Source organism: Streptomyces sp. NPDC029164 (genome assembly GCF_055563995.1).
On the sequence record NZ_JBVHWW010000005.1, the window covers coordinates 241,746 to 256,320 of the forward strand.

Consider the following 14,575-nt stretch of genomic DNA (forward strand, 5'->3'; position numbering starts at 1 on the left):
GGTGACCGGGAGGTACCCGGTCACCGGTCGCAGAGTGCTGTTCAGGGCCCGTCAGTCTTCATAGGGGAGGTATATGCCGCCATCCGGAGCGGCTATGGCGCACAGGCGCTCGTACTCGGCGCGGTCTTCCTCGGTCATGTGCGGCAGTACGTCCATGACCATGCGGGCTTCGGGGTGCTGGGCGAAGTACGAGAGCACGAGCTCGGTGAGGGCCTCCACGGCGTTGCCCTGTTCGAGGACGGCCGCGGCGTTGCGGGCGCTCAGTGCTGCCATGGCTTCGAGTTCGGCGCGGGTGGCCTGGAAGGCGGTGGCCTGTTCGGCCCGTGTGAAGGGGCGCCCGTCACTGTGGGACCAGGTGTTGGTGTCGGGTCGGAGCTTGAAGTCCGCGTCCAACAGCAGGGCGATGATTTCGATGCGCAGTTCGGTTTCGGGCATGCGGGGGTTCCTTACGGGATGGGGCCGGTGGTGATGTTTTCAATGCTCCGGAAAATCCCCGGTTTGGCTGACCGGGGATCGTCGGCTATGTAGGGACGGACACGTCCTTGCGTCAGCGCCGGCGGGAGGCGTTGTTCGCGGCCTTCAGAGCCGGTTGTGTGGTCGCCGCGTGCCGGGGGAGTGATGCTGCGGGATCAGCAGGCAGGTGCGCGAGACGGCGGAGACGCCAGACGAGGACGTCGCTGACGGAGGTGGCGCTGTCCAGCTCCCGATGCCGCGTGGCTTCTGCGAGGAGGTGGGCTGGGTTGTGGCCTGCGGCCTGGGTATCGGCGAGTGTGGCCGCCAGGGCGGGCCAGCCCGGCTCGGCCAGAACTTGTTCGGCAATCTCGGGCAGCGTCTGGCGTAGGACGGCTGCCTGTCGTCGCTGCAGTGGCAGGGAGCGGCCTCGCTGGTGGAGCACGGACATCGGCTGGGCTGCCGCGATCTCGTAGGCGGCGCGCAGGTGTTCGGCGGCTTGGTGGGCGGCTTCGGCTTGCTGGGCGTGGTGTTTCTTGGCGTGCCAGTTCGCCGCCGCGGTGACGAGGAAGAACGTGGTGTCGATGAGCATGGCGGTGGTGGCGCCGTCCTCTCCGCGGCCGAGGGCGGGTCCGCTGTGGACGAGGTCGTGCGCGGCCTGGCGCAGGGCGTGGTCGTGCCCGCGTACGGCGCGGACGTGGGAGCGCGAGGCCCGCTCGAACGCCAAGGCTGCATCCCGGAGTTCTCGTCGGGTGTGGGCGGCGGAGGTCTCGGCGAGCGCGTCGAGGACCTCGCCGGCAGCGGCGATCTGGGCTGCTGCCGTGCCGTCGTCGCCGTGCTCGATGAGCAGCAGTGCCTGCCAGGTCGCCGTGGTGGCGCGGCGGCGGGCGTACGCCGGGCCGGTCACCGGCGGGAGAACGGGCTGCTCCGGTGAGACGCCCTCGTCCGAGGAGGGTTCTGCCGGCGGGGTCCAGCGTTCGCGGATGCGGGGCAGGGAGAGGTCGGGGGCGAGCTTGGATCCCGAGTAGAAGACGGGCTCGCCGTGCTTGTTTCGGTCGTCGGGCAGGGCCATGGTGTAGCCGAGGAGGTCCCCGGACGGTGCCACGCGTCGCTTTACGAGGAGACCGGCATGGGTGAGGCGGCCGAAGAACTCCTCTTCGCTCCGGGCACCGGCCGCCGCGCGTCGGACGCTCTCGCGCAGTTCCTCCCTCGGGGTGCGTTCCCGCTGGTGGCGTTCGGCTTTGTGGCGTTCGGCGCTGGTGGGGCGCTGGGCTGCGGTTCCGTCGCCGGTGTTGAGGTGGCGCAGGCCGTAGTCGGCCTCGATGAGACGGGCTTCGGCCTGGGAGCGTTTGGCTTCGTTGTGGCGGCGGGGCCGGCGGCCGTCTTCGCGGACGGTGGTGGCGATGATGTGGATGTGGTCGTCGGCGTGGCGGACGGCTGCCCATCGGCAGGCGGCGGTGTCGCTCTCGGGGGCTATGCCGGTGGCGGCGACCATGCGGCGGGCGATGTCGCCCCACTGTTCGTCGGTGAGGATCGGGTCCTCGGGCGCGGCACGTACTGACAAGTGCCACACGTGCTCCGTGGGGCGCCGTGACTTGGGCAGGGCTTCGACGGGCTGATCGAGGAGCCTTTGCAGGTCCGCGTAAGTGGCTTTCGGGTTGCGCCCGGGGTCGGGGACGAGGCTGTCCCAGGCTGCCACGAGGTGCGGGTCGGTGTGTTCCTCGTGGGTGCCGGGGCCGTAGAGGTAGCGGATCAGGCCGATCGTGCGGGTGCCCATCTTGTGGACGCGGGGGATCATCCGGCGGGGGTCTCCGTCTCCAAGTAGCGCTGGGTGAAGTCCTCCACGCGCTCGGCGGTCCGTTGGACGGCGTCGAGGACCGCCTTGGCGTGCGGGGCGTCGGCGCCGGAGTTCAGGACGGTGGCGACCTGGTTGAGGTTGTTGCCGATCTGGCCGAGGGCCCTGCGCACCGCGAACAGCTCTCTGGCCATCTCCCGATGGGTGGCGATCTCGGCTTCGGTGTGTTCGACGTCGCGTGCGGCCTTCAGGGCAGAGTGGGCGAGGAAGCCGGCGATGCTCATGTGGCAGGCAGACGTGGCGTGGGTGAGGAGCTGGAATTCATCGTCGTTCATGCGGCAGCTGGGCTGGTGCACGCGCTTCTTCTCGGCGGACAGGCGTTCACGCTGGCGCACGTGCGATGTCGTTGGGGCGGTGTACGTGCAGCGGGGGGTGTGGCAGGTGTGCTGTCCCTCCGATTCGTGGTGTGGTCCGGCCGCGTCCCGAAGGACCGGCGCCCCCTGGTGCCGGTCCGTTCCCGCCACCCCTGGGGCGGGGGAGCCCTGAGCATTGCTCCCGACGGGAGCAATGCTCTGGGTACAACTTGCTCCTCCTGAGGCTGGAAGCGAGGGCATGTGCTCGTCGTGGCTGGGACGGTCGTGCGGTGGGTTGAGCATGCGTGTCCTTGAAGAGGTAGAGGCTGGTCGTGTGAAGGGGCTGTTGGGCGGGGTCGACCGGTTGGGGACCGCTCGCTCGTGACGCGAGACGCTGCCGGTGCTGTCCGGGGACCGGGCGGGGACGGTCCCTGTTTCGGGGAGGCGTTCGGACCCCAGCGCAAGGGGCGTGGGGGACCGGTCCCGTCTCGGTCCCCGTAGTGGTGGGTGGGGACGGTCCCCGACGTGGTGACCTGGTGGTCCCCGAACTGCCGCAGGGCGGTCCCGGATGGTGGGGACCGTGGGGACGGTCCCCACTGAGTCGGGAGATGGCAGGCGGGGGTGACCTGCGGAAACAGAGTGGGGACCGGTCCCCGTGCTGCCCGGCGCGCGCAGTGCAATCAGGGGACGGTCCCCGATCGACTGCTGTCGGTCCCCTCCTGGGGGAGGGCGCTGTCAGGCGGGACCGGGGCTAGTTTGGGGACCGGGACCGGGTTGGGGACCGTGATGGGGACGGGACCGGGACCGGGGTGGGGACGGTCCCCGAACGGCTAGGGTCAGTGGTTCGGGCCCCACGATGATGGGGACCGTGGTGGTCAGGAGCCCGACGGCTGGGCGCGCCGACGGTCCGGGCCGGTGAGGATGACGCGGGTGGTCATCTCTGCCAGGCGGGAGGCGACGCGGTCCCCGACTGCGTTGCGGAGTTCCGCGATCGGCAGGTTGGTGGTGATCAGGGTCGGGAGCATCTCGGTGTAGCGGCGGTTGATCAGCCGGTACGTCAGCTCCTCGGTCCACTCGGACTGCTTGGCCGCGCCGAGGTCGTCCAGGATCAGCAGTGGGCACCGGCCGAGCTCTTGGATCTCCCGCTCGGAGTCGTGGTTGGGCCGGGGCCGGAGCTGGGCGTAGAGGTCGGCGGAGGTGACCGCCTGCCAGCGCAGGCGGACTCCGGCGGCCAGCAGCGAGCGGACGGCTCCGTACGCCTGGTGGGTCTTGCCGATGCCGGTGGGCCCGGCGATCAGCAGCGAGGGGCCGTAGGCGATGCCCCGGATCCCGGCCGGTCCGTTCCGTCCGGCGTGGGTGACCGCCTCCACCCAGCCCAGGACTTCGGGTTGGGTGGCGAGTGCTTCGCGGTAGCGGGGCGGGATGCGACGGTCGGCGAGTTCCAGGGCGGTCACCGGCTCCACCGTGGGCCCGGCGGGGGCGGCGTCGGGGTCGATGCCCTTGGCGGCGAGGATCGCCTGCATACGGGCTGCCAGGGCGCCGGCACGCTGGGGTTCGCGGGTCGCAGTGGTCACAGCTGGCCTCCGTAAGCGGCTTCGGCGTCAACGGGATTGGTGTACGGCTGAGGGGCTCGGCGGGTGCCAGCAGCGGCCTGCGGCGGGTTCATGGCCTCGTTGACCAGGCTGGGCAGCAGGCTCGGGTAGAGGCTCTTGAGGCGCATGCGGTCGACCCCGGCTCGGATGTGGTCCGGGTCGATGCCTTCGTGCAGCAACTTGCTGATCTCCCGGCCGACATGGCCCAGGACCCTCTCCGGAGGGCGCTTCCCGCACGCGGCGGCGTACTCGGCGACCAGTTGTTGGGCCGTTGCGGTCTGGGGTGTGGCGGGGGCGCTCGCGCCTCCCAACGGAGATCCTAGATCCATGATCCTAGGTCCTAGATCCGGACCGTGAGGGTTCGGCGCTGGCTCCGGCACCTCCCCCTGATGCTGCACGGACGGCTCACTGAATCCGCCCTGACCTGCGGATACGGGGATCAGTGAAGTGGCAGGAGGTGCGGGTGCGAGCTCCGGGACGGGTGCAGGATGGTGCACGGACCCCTCACGGAGCCCTCCTTGTGCCAGTGGTGAAGCCAGGGGTACCCGGCCGCCGTCGTGGTAGGGGCAGTTCGGGTGTCGGACACCGCTGGGGCGGTTGACCTTCTGATGCTTGGAGAAGGTCACGATGTGCAGGTACCGCTTGCCGTCCTCGCCCTCGTACCGGCAGATCAGTCCGTTGCCGGCGAGCTGGGTGAGGTCGTCCTCGACCTCGATCGGGCCGTGTTCGGGTCGCAGGGACCACAAGAGGACTGCAATGACGGCGGACTGGTCACGGAACCGGCCGTGGTCGTCGGCCTGGGTGAGCAGGCCGAAGAACGTCCGCTCCGCGGTGATGCTGACGGCGGCCAGCGATTCGGAGCTGAAGGCTTCCGGCTTGATGGTGCGGATGCGTGCCACGCCTATCGCCCCGCCTTCGTCTGCTGCTGGGACGGCGACGCCAGGGTGGGCGCGGGTGTGCGGACGGCTGCTTCGGCCGTACTGTGGGGCATAGACGTTCCTCAGATCCGTTCAGGAGTGGGCGGTTTGGACAAGGGGCTCCCATCGGCTCTCGGCGCTGCAACGCCGGGAGCCGATTCTTTTGTCAGGGGTGCTTAGCCAAGACAGCCACACCCAGCCCGCGCAAGTCCAGCGTATCCGCACTCGAAAAGCGTCAGAGCGCATCGCTGATCGCGAACGTCTTCACAGTAGGGGCGAATCCCCGGTTGGCCAAAAAGTCGACGGTGTGGGGAGAGCGGCGAAGATCGCACCCCGAAATCCATTGACCGGGGTAGGTGAGGCGATCTATGTTTCCGCCGCCCGGAGCCCCTGATGGTGTGCGCACCTCTGTGGTCCGAGATGGGTCGTAGTTCCGCAATGGCTGCCTATGCGGGAATCATCAGTTCGTTCTCGGTGAAACGAGCCCCAAAGTCCCATGTCTGGGCTTCCGTGATTACGAGAACCCGGGAACCCGAGCTACAACAGACGCATGCCCCGAAGGGCTACGGAAATCGGTCCCGCCGGAGAACGGACCGCCCACGCCATCGAGCGGCTGCGTACCTCGCGCGGATTCGCCCAGCGAGAGCTCGCTGCCCATGTCACCGAGCTCGGCCACCCCATGACCAACACCATGCTGTCCCGCATCGAACGCACCCGCCGGCGCTGCGACGTGGATGACCTCGACGCCATTGCGGCCGCCCTCGGCTCCCCACTCGCCCTGCTCTAGCCCGCGACGTAGGGGTCCGGGCGGGTGCGTGGTGACGTCGCCCCGGCTTATACCCGACGATCCCCGGTCAGCCAAACCGGGGATTCTCCAGACCATAGAAGTAGTCCGCTCCACCTGCCTGACAGCAAGCGGGGCGGACTCGTCATGCCCGATGTCCGTCGCTGCAGGTTGCCGACGGAAGACCCCGAAGGTTCGATACGTGCGAAGTGTTGCTTGTGGCAGTGAAGTGCTGGCGAATGCCCCTATGTCTCCCCGTGTGTCGCCGCTGGGGAGGGGCTTTCTGAACGTCCGTGAAGCTGCCGAATACCTGGGGCTGTCGCCCTGCACCCTTTACGTGTGGCGGCACCGTCGCCAAGGTCCGCCGAGTTTTCGGATGGGGCGGAGCGGACGTGTGATGTACCGGATCGAAACGCTTGACGAGTGGATCCGGGAACAGGAGCAGGTGGACTCCCGCAGTAATACGTCCCTAAGTCCGGTGAATGCCGCCCCGCAGCGCCGCGCCGGGTACCCGGCCACGGCCTGACCGATCTACCCGGCCTTACCTCCCTACGCTCAACCCTTACCCCGAGGAATTCTTTGGCTGGCTATATCGAAGACCGTTGGATCAAAAAGAAGAAGGATCCCGTCACCGGGAAGCGTGAGCGTACGACCCGTTACGGCAAGGGGTCTCGATATCGTGTCGCTGGAATCCCGGGCGTCCGGGACATGTCGTTCGACGTGCTGGAGGACGCCAAGGGGTGGCTCCGGCGGTCTGGCACCGACAGCGAACGAGGCGAGTTCGTCGACCCGCGCGACGGCTCCATCACCTTGACGGACTTCGTCACGCGCCACTGGCGCGCCGGCGTTCGCGGCGCGCCCGGCACGGTCAAACGAGTTGACGAGCGTGTACGACTCCACATCCTTCCGCACCTCGGTGCGGTGGCGCTGCGCGACGTGTCGGCGACCGTCCTGCGCGGCTACATCGCCACGCTCGAAGGCGAGTGCTCTCCGCGGTACGCCCGGCAGATCCTGACCTCGCTGTCGAACATCTTCGAGACCGCGATCGACGACAAGCGCCTCGTCCGCAACCCGATGCGGGCCAAGACGGTGCGTTGGCCGAAGGCCCCCGACGAGGATCGTGACGCGTGGCCGCTGGCAACGGCGCAGCGGGTGCGGGACGTGATCAGTCCTCGATATCGGATCGCGGTCGTCGTCGCGCTGGGGTGTGGGCTGCGCCAGGGAGAGGTGTTCGGGCTGTCGCCGAAGGACATCGACTTCGAACGCGGCGTCATCCGAGTGCGCAGGCAGGTGCAACTTCTCTCCGGGCGCCTCTACTTCGCCCTACCCAAGGGCGGCAAGACGCGCATCGTCGACATGCCCCGGTCGGTGGCCACGGAACTGGCCGCGTACTTCCTCGACCATCCGGCGGTCGACGTCGAGCTCCCCTGGGGCGGACCGGAGCCCGACCGGGAGAAGCGGAGCTTCCCGCTCGTCCTCACGACGACGTACGGCAACGCCATCCGCGCCAACATCTTCAACGACGAGGCCTGGAAGCCGGCCCTCGCTGCGGCCGGAGTCATTCCCGTACGGGAGAAGGGTGCGCGGTGGAAGGCTTCACGCAAGGACGGATTCCACGTGCTCCGGCACACTTACGCCTCGATCCTCCTCGAAGCGGGCGAGTCCATCGTCACGCTCGCCCGGTGGATCGGTCACTCAAGTCCGACCATCACCCTGGACCACTATGCCCACTTCATGCCGGAGGCCGGAGGCAAGGGCCGCGCGGCCATCGACGCACTGCTCGGCACGGTGCCCGAGTACGTACCCGAGGGCCTCGTCTCGTCCCACCAGAGCACTACCGGTCTCACCGAAGCGTGACGAACCACCTCGACCCGCCGATGCCTTCAACAGTCGGTCACAGCGAGGAGACGCGCCGCATGGTCAGGGTCGAGGTCCCATTGCAGGGTGATGGCCGTCATGCCGTCCAACTGCAGGTAGTCCTCTGTTGGATGATCAGTCGCTCCTTGGGCGATGGCACTAGCGAGGTTCGCCACGCCAGAGTCCCGGATGGCTGGGCCCTCGGCTATCTCGGTCTCCACCCGACGAGCGAGGGTGTCGAGGAAGTCGAGGATCACAGCGATGACCGGATCCCCCTGGTGGAGTCCCGTGATCACCCGGCGTGCCTGCTGGAAGTGCGCCACCGCCTCGTCGGCGGTGTTCTGGTGCCTCGCGTCTGTGTCCCTGAGCGTCGCGAGGTGAGCCAGCCCGGAGAGGCACTGGAGGGCCTGGTGGGCGTCGATGGCAGCGTCGGTGAGCGGGGTCGGGTGCCCTTCAGGAAGCTCGGTGCTCCAAGCGTCGAAGAGACCGGTTCCCGGCCATAGGGTCGTCTGAAGCTGTTGCGCCATGAGCCTGACTGGCTTGCCGTCCACAAAGGGAACGAGCAGGACGGCCCTACGGCTGCCCTGGGAGCCGGGATCGTGCTTCAGCAGCGAGCACAGCTGTTCCACTGCCGTCGGCCACTGAGTGAGTTCGGCGAGCTCCACGCCCACCGCAAGTTCCGCGGCAGGCCACTCCGTTGAGTCCGGATCTGAGACGGGTCTGGTGTACACGCTGACGCGGATCCCTGCGGCCCTGGCGTTGGACTGGAGTTTCAGGGGCAGGGCGTCTGCTCGTGCGCCGGCGGCTCGGCGGGCAAGGTCTGCTGCCCGAGTGAGTGCCTGCGCGGAGGGTCCTGATCGCGCCGCGGCCGTGAGCTTCTTGGGTCCGAGGGTGCCCCAGGCGAGTTCGGCCAGAACGGCATGCAAGTCGGCGAGGTTCCTCACGAGGTGATCGAGGACGTTCGGAGGATCCTGGCCGATGAGGTGCCAGCGCTCCTCATCCCGCACCTGCATGGCGAGGCTTGGCAGGCTGTCGCCGACGTAGCTGGCGAGCGCTGCATACCCGTTGGGGTCGGCGAGCCTTCGCGTGAGGTTCTCGGCGATCCCGTTCACCAGGTGTTGCAGGTGGTCGCTTCCACCTCCTGGAACGTCGTCACCGACGGGCAGCGTGGACAGGAACGAAGCGTCGACGGGGAGCGTGAGTGACGCGGCCCAGTCCTGGAGCGCTGCCTGCGTCGTGCGTAGGCCTTCGGCGTCTTTGGGTCGACCGCGACCGACGCACCAGGCTTGGGTCAGATCCGTCAGGTATTGGTGGAGCACGGGGAGTGAGGAGGCTGCGGTCGCGGCTCGGGTGGTCCAGTCGGTGTGGCCAGCCACCGTTGCGCCGATAAGTGTGCGGGTGCGAGTCCACGCCACCGCGGCGGGCGATCTGTCGTTTTGCCGCTTCAGAAGGCTGACCCCGCTGGTGAAGTCACCAATGGTCAGGGGCAGCCCACCGGGTAGCAGATTTTGGATGTCGACACTCTCGCACTGTGGAAGGCAGCGCAGCAGCATCCGCCCGAGCTCCCTGACCTCCTGGTCGGCGTCCGGTCGTGCCTGGTCCGATACGTGGAGGAGACGGGCGTATGCGACCCGGCTCCCTTCGCGATCGACGATGGACGCCTCAGTGACCCACGGTGAACGGGCCACGATGCTGCCCAGCACACGCTCCTCCCCGCCTGCGAGTTGCAAGAGCTCTTCGGCCAGGGCCACCGATGTGGTCCGGGCTGTGGAGAGGATGTCCCCCAGGAGATCGACCGGTGCGCCGGCGAGTAGCTGCCCGAATGGCGAATCGGCGAGCACCTTCGGCCCACCCGCCAGATCCAGGCCAGTCCCGGCAAGGACGGCGAGCAACCGCTGGGATTCGACGGGCTCCCCGCACTGGGACAGGAGGAGACTGATCGCTGCTTTGCCGAGCCGTTCCACGAGCGCGTCGCGCAGCGGCGAACTGGAGGTATCCGCCGCTCGGATCTCGGTGATGGCCGCGGCGATCTCGGGTTTGAGCTGCGGCAGCAGGTCCCCGTCCACGAGCGCGAACTGAAGGGTGGTGCGGCGCAACGCGGGCGGGATCCGGTGTCGGTCGAGGGTCCGGAGCCAGTTGGCCGCAGTGCGGTTGACGTCGACCAGCCGAAGAGCCTGCAGAACGCCGGTGGTCGCCTTTACGGAGGGGCGCCGACGGAGTTCGACCATGATCTGGTCCAGTACGACGGGATCCATCGCGGGGTGTTCGGTGAGGACACCGGCGATGAACGGCTGAAGCTGTGAGTCCACCAGCATGCGCATCACCGCGAGGACGGTCTCGTCCAAGATCGGCGGCGGAATCGCGTGTACGGCGTCGGCCAGATGCGCCGAGCGCAGCTGGTGCAGCCCGGACAGGAGTCCCCGCCGTTCGTGGACGAGATGTTCATCGGCCAGGCGGGACAACGCCGTGCGAAGGTCCGTGTCTTCAAGGCCCAGCTGTTGCTGAAGTGCCCGTACGGGCAGGTCGACGCCCCACTGGTGGGCGATCGAGATCCTGGCCAGGATCTCGATCTCTGTCTGGCGTCCTTCGGCAACGCGCCGCTCGACCTGCTCTGACAGGACATCCGAGAGCCTTCGTCCGCGGGTGAGTAGGTGCGTGAATTCCAGGGTCAGTCCGTTTGCCGCGTCGTACGCTTCCCGCCAGTGCGCGGCAGCCGTGGTGCCGGTGGCCGACAACCCGGCGTGGATCTGCTCGGCGACCTCCTCATCGAGGGTGACCTCGATCTGGGTACAGTCGACTCGGCTTCGGAGGGGCAGAAGGTCCTCGCTCCGGACCGAGCCCAGGAGCAGGACACCGGGGATCGGGGCGAGCTCGCGGTAGAGGACATCCCATGCCTCGGCCGCTCCGATACCGATGCCGTCCACGACGAATCCGACTGGAGAGCGGGCCGAGGGTTGCAACGCCTTCGCCAGCCTTACGAGCGGGACGGCGTCGTCCGGCTGGAGCCGCCTGATGCGGTACCAGAGCACGTGTCTGGTCACGTAGGCAGCCGTCCACATCACGGCGGACTTGCCGATGCCCGACGGGCCGGTCACGAGGACGCTCTGCCCCCGATGGATCGCATCCGCCACCCGCCCGGTCAGGACAGGCCTGGGGGCCGGAAGCCCGGCAGTGATGTGGCCGGGCTGCACGTTGACGCCTTCGTGGAAGCCGGCGGCCTGGAGCGGCCGGTCGAAGTCGACAGGCTCGCAGAGGCCCGTGGTCAGTGCCTCCTCCAGCGATGCACGGTCGATGGTTTGCGCGACCTCGGTCGCAATCCCTGCAATGTTCGTTCGACTTAGTCCTGCCGCTCCCGACAGGGTCGTCTCAGCGTTGGCATCGGCCCGTCTTGCGACGGCGCTGCGCAGGGCCAGCACGACTGCCTCCGCAGCTACCGGCAGCAGCCCGAGCCGATGGGCTACAGCGGTGCGGGTGTCGTCGGCGGCGGCACGCCATGGCAAGACGTAGAGACTGGCGGCATTGCACCATGCGTCGATTTCATCTTTGGTCAGGCCGGCCTTCGCGGCCTTCGCGTTGAATGCCTGTAGCAACCGGTGGCCTCGCGGCAGGTCGCTCAAGGGGTCGCCCCACTGGGTGAACCATTCCCCTTCAACCGGCCGCTCGAGGACAAGAAGGGGCCGACCCTCCAGTCGAGCCTGTACACGCTTCGCGTGCGCCAGGGCCATGGCGACGAGGTGCTCGGCGACCTCGGGTGCGGTGAAGTCGCCGATCCGTTCCTGGCGGGACTTCACCTGGACGTGCCAGGGTGTCGGTCCATCACACGAGAGGTCTTCCAGGCCCTCCGGGACGATGCGATCGGAGTCGAGGGCACCGGACAGAACACGGCCGCACAGCCACGCCCCCACAGCGTCTTGATAGTGGAACCCACGGCCGGCGCGTGCTCCCGAACGCGTCGACACCCACAAAGCCTCGCCAGGTCCGCTGTTCGGTTCGCTCTGCTGCACGGGCACGGGGGGCTGGACCCGCTTGCTACGCCCCCTGCTCTTGCTGGTCATCCGAGAAGCATTGCAGGCCCGTTGGGCAGCCGTATGGCTTACCAGCACGAAGTCTCCGAGACGGTCGCTGAGGAGCTTCCTCAACGGTTCCTTGTTTTCGCGCTGCCCAGGGGCGACGGGAGCCGAATTACCAGTGGTGGCTCGACACTCGCAGGAGCTGGTGGGGGTGGTCCAGGGCACGCCAGTGTGGTGGATGTTCTGCGGGCCGGTCGGCAGCTCCCAGGGAAGCGCTGGCGTGGTGTTCGCCGGCACTCTCGGTGACGGTCAACGACGGCTGTCCGACTCAAGCTGAAGCGCACGGAACGCGTGGAGCAGCAGGTGGGAGGGGCACGGCTTGCTCCCTGGCACCGCGCATTCTCCCCAGATTCTCCCCAGGGCCCCGGATTGGCCTCTCGGAGACGTTCGCTGTAGCGAACTCGACCAGAGGCTCTTGCCCGCCGTCTACAGCCAGTCGCGCTTCTTGAAGATGACGTACAGGCTGACGCAGACGACCGCCATCAGCAGGATCGCGAAGGGGTAGCCGCCTGCCCACTTCAGCTCTGGCATGTCCTCGAAGTTCATGCCGTAGATGGTTCCCACGAGTGTGGGTGCAAACAGGATGGCGGCCCACGAGGAGATCTTCTTGATCTCCTCGTTCTGTTGGAAGCCGGCTTCGGCCGGGGCGCGCATTTCGGCGTTCTGTTGTTGCGAGAGGTGCCGTACTTCGCGAAGCCGGCCATCAGGGCGTGGAGCATGCCGACCACGGGGCGGGTGGCGCTCTGGAACTCGATCATCTCGCGGGAGAGTTCGTAGATGCGCCGGGAGACCGCCGGTCGCCGCGGAGACCTCCGTCTCGATCTCGTCGATGTCGGTCTGGACGCCCTCGACCACCGCGTCGAGGATGGCGTACAGGGTGGCCTCCGGGCCGGGTGAGACGAGGCCGGGTTCTCCTCCATGCCGCGGCGGACGGAGGAGAGGTCCGGGGTGCCGCCGTGGCGGACCGTGATCAGGACGTCGGGGCCGACGAGGATGTGGAGCTCGCTGAAGTCGACCTCCTCTTGGACGTCGAGGTGGCGGGCGGCGCGCAGGACGACGAAGAGGGTGTCGCCGTAGCAGCTCCAGCTTGGGGCGCTGGTGGGCCTCCGGGGCGTCCTCGACGGCGAGTTCGTGGAGGTCGAACCCCGCGGCGGGGGAGTGGAGTTCGGGCTGGGTGGGCCGGTGGAGGTCGATCCAGGCCATCCCGTCGGGCTGCGCGTGCAGCTGCCGGAAGGTGTCGGCCAGGGTGGTGGGGGAGGCGACCCGGCGGCCGTCGCGGTAGACGGCCGAGTCGATCACGCTGCGGTGGTTCGGGGGAGTGCCGGCCTGCGGCGCGGGCTGGGGGGCCGCCGGTGGCCCGGCCGGGGGTGCGGCGGCCGGGGCGGTGCCGCGGCGCCAAGGCGGGTGCTGCGCGGCGGTCTGCGGCGGTCTGCGCGCTCCGACATCGCAGGTCAGCTCCGGTCGAGGTGCGTTCATCGCGGGTTTCGTTCCGGCAAGGGGCAGGCTATCGGGGGGAAACGACGTTACGTGCGCACGGCGGGGAGTTGCGGACGGGGGCTGTCCGCAAGGGGGGTTAGCTTGTTGTCATGGCCTCCACGACGACGCATCCCGTACTCGGCACCCGCGCTCTGAACCGTGCCACGCTCGCCCGCCAACTGCTGCTCAGCCGCGCCGAGATGTCCGCGGAGGGCGCCGTCACCCACCTGCTCGGACTGCAGGCGCAGAACGTCAAGCCGCCCTACTTCCAGCTCCACGCCCGGCTCGCCGGCTTCCGGCCCGCCGAGCTGTCCGGGCTCATGGAGTCCCGCGAGGTCGTCCGGATGGTCACCATGCGCTCCACCATCCACACCCACACCGCGCACGACGCCCTGACCCTGCGGCCCCTCGTCCAGCCCGCCCGCGACCGCGAGGTCACCTACTTCCGGAAGGGGCTCGTGGGCGTGGACCTGGACCGGCTCGCCGGGCGGGCGCGCGCCTTCGTCGAGACCGCGCCGCGCACCATGGCCGAGATCCGCGAGGAGCTGCTCCGCGAGTGGCCCGAGGCCGACCCGCAGTCGCTGTCCGTCGCCGCGCGCTGCCGGCTGCCGCTGGTCCAGGTCACCCCGCGCGGGGTGTGGGGGAGCAGTGGGCAGGTCCGGCTCACCACCGTCGAGAACTGGCTCGGCCGGCCCGCCGGGGCGCCGCAGCCCGTGGACGACGTCGTGCTGCGCTACCTCGCCGCCTTCGGGCCCGCCTCCGTCAAGGACATGCAGATCTGGGCCGGCCTCACCCGGCTGCGCGAGGCCTTCGAGCGGCTGCGGCCGGGCCTGGCGGTCTTCCGCGACGAGAACGGCGTCGAGCTCTTCGACCTCCCCGACGCGCCCCGCCCCGACCCGGACACCCCGGCGCCGCCCCGCTTCCTGCCGGAGTTCGACAACCTGCTCCTCTCGCACGCCGACCGCACCCGCGTGGTCGCGCCCGAGATCAAGGGCCGTACCTGGACCGGGAACCAGGCCCACTGCACCCTGCTCGTCGACGGGTTCGTCGCCGGGCTGTGGAAGCTGGAGGGGGCGGTGCTCACCGTAGACCTGTTCGACCGGGCCTCGAAGGCACAGAAGGAGGAGATCGTCGCCGAGGGGGAGCGGGTGATCGCCGGCATGGTGAACGGGGGCGGGGCCGGGGGCGGGACCGGGAACGAGGCCGGGAACGAGGCCGGGTCCGCTGCCGTGGCGTCCGTACGCTTCGGGGCGACGTCCCGCGGCTGATCGACGGCGACGG

10 protein-coding genes and 1 pseudogene are annotated in these 14,575 nt (G+C 68.8%); 4 read left to right on the top strand and 7 right to left on the bottom strand.

What is annotated here, in order from left to right; genetic code table 11:
* Window positions 1–51: 51 nt before the first annotated feature.
* The 5 genes from ACZ4VT_RS07525 to ACZ4VT_RS07545 all read right to left on the bottom strand — a co-directional run bounded on the left by ACZ4VT_RS07525 (window position 52) and on the right by ACZ4VT_RS07545 (window position 5,089).
* A complete protein-coding gene (locus ACZ4VT_RS07525) occupies window positions 52–435 on the bottom strand; it encodes a hypothetical protein (RefSeq protein WP_467947504.1) in 384 nt (127 codons plus the stop codon).
* A 112-nt stretch (window positions 436–547) separates the two neighbouring features.
* Window positions 548–2,248, bottom strand: coding sequence for a relaxase/mobilization nuclease domain-containing protein (locus tag ACZ4VT_RS07530; protein WP_467947506.1), 1,701 nt, complete (start codon window positions 2,246–2,248; stop codon window positions 548–550).
* On the bottom strand, window positions 2,245–2,640 hold the full coding sequence (locus ACZ4VT_RS07535) for a plasmid mobilization protein (protein WP_467947508.1): 396 nt from the start codon (window positions 2,638–2,640) through the stop codon (window positions 2,245–2,247). The genes ACZ4VT_RS07530 and ACZ4VT_RS07535 overlap by 4 nt, the downstream gene beginning before the upstream one ends.
* 833 nt (window positions 2,641–3,473) lie before the next feature.
* On the bottom strand, window positions 3,474–4,172 hold the full coding sequence (locus ACZ4VT_RS07540; RefSeq protein ID WP_467947510.1) for an ATP-binding protein: 699 nt from the start codon (window positions 4,170–4,172) through the stop codon (window positions 3,474–3,476).
* Window positions 4,169–5,089, bottom strand: a complete 921-nt coding sequence (locus tag ACZ4VT_RS07545; protein ID WP_467947512.1) for a hypothetical protein — start codon at window positions 5,087–5,089, stop codon at window positions 4,169–4,171. Before ACZ4VT_RS07545 ends, ACZ4VT_RS07540 begins: the two co-directional genes overlap by 4 nt.
* Window positions 5,090–5,657: 568 nt before the next feature.
* On the opposite strand from ACZ4VT_RS07545, the gene ACZ4VT_RS07550 reads away from it, so the two are divergent.
* The 3 genes from ACZ4VT_RS07550 to ACZ4VT_RS07560 all read left to right on the top strand — a co-directional run bounded on the left by ACZ4VT_RS07550 (window position 5,658) and on the right by ACZ4VT_RS07560 (window position 7,748).
* On the top strand, window positions 5,658–5,894 hold the full coding sequence (locus tag ACZ4VT_RS07550) for a helix-turn-helix domain-containing protein (protein ID WP_467947513.1): 237 nt from the start codon (window positions 5,658–5,660) through the stop codon (window positions 5,892–5,894).
* 244 nt (window positions 5,895–6,138) lie between these two features.
* Entirely contained in the window at window positions 6,139–6,417 is a 279-nt protein-coding gene (locus ACZ4VT_RS07555; protein WP_467947515.1) for a helix-turn-helix transcriptional regulator, read from the top strand.
* 53 nt (window positions 6,418–6,470) lie between these two features.
* Complete coding sequence (locus ACZ4VT_RS07560; protein WP_467947517.1) at window positions 6,471–7,748, top strand: tyrosine-type recombinase/integrase; 1,278 nt, start codon at window positions 6,471–6,473, stop codon at window positions 7,746–7,748.
* A 26-nt stretch (window positions 7,749–7,774) separates the two neighbouring features.
* On the opposite strand, the gene ACZ4VT_RS07565 is transcribed toward ACZ4VT_RS07560, so the two are convergent.
* On the bottom strand, window positions 7,775–11,803 hold the full coding sequence (locus tag ACZ4VT_RS07565) for a hypothetical protein (protein WP_467947519.1): 4,029 nt from the start codon (window positions 11,801–11,803) through the stop codon (window positions 7,775–7,777).
* A 441-nt stretch (window positions 11,804–12,244) separates the two neighbouring features.
* A pseudogene (locus ACZ4VT_RS07570) lies at window positions 12,245–13,294 on the bottom strand (magnesium and cobalt transport protein CorA).
* A 110-nt stretch (window positions 13,295–13,404) separates the two neighbouring features.
* On the opposite strand from ACZ4VT_RS07570, the gene ACZ4VT_RS07575 reads away from it, so the two are divergent.
* Window positions 13,405–14,562 (top strand): winged helix DNA-binding domain-containing protein, encoded by a 1,158-nt coding sequence (locus ACZ4VT_RS07575; RefSeq protein ID WP_467947521.1) that lies wholly within the window; start codon window positions 13,405–13,407, stop codon window positions 14,560–14,562.
* The last annotated feature ends 13 nt before the right edge of the window (window positions 14,563–14,575 follow it).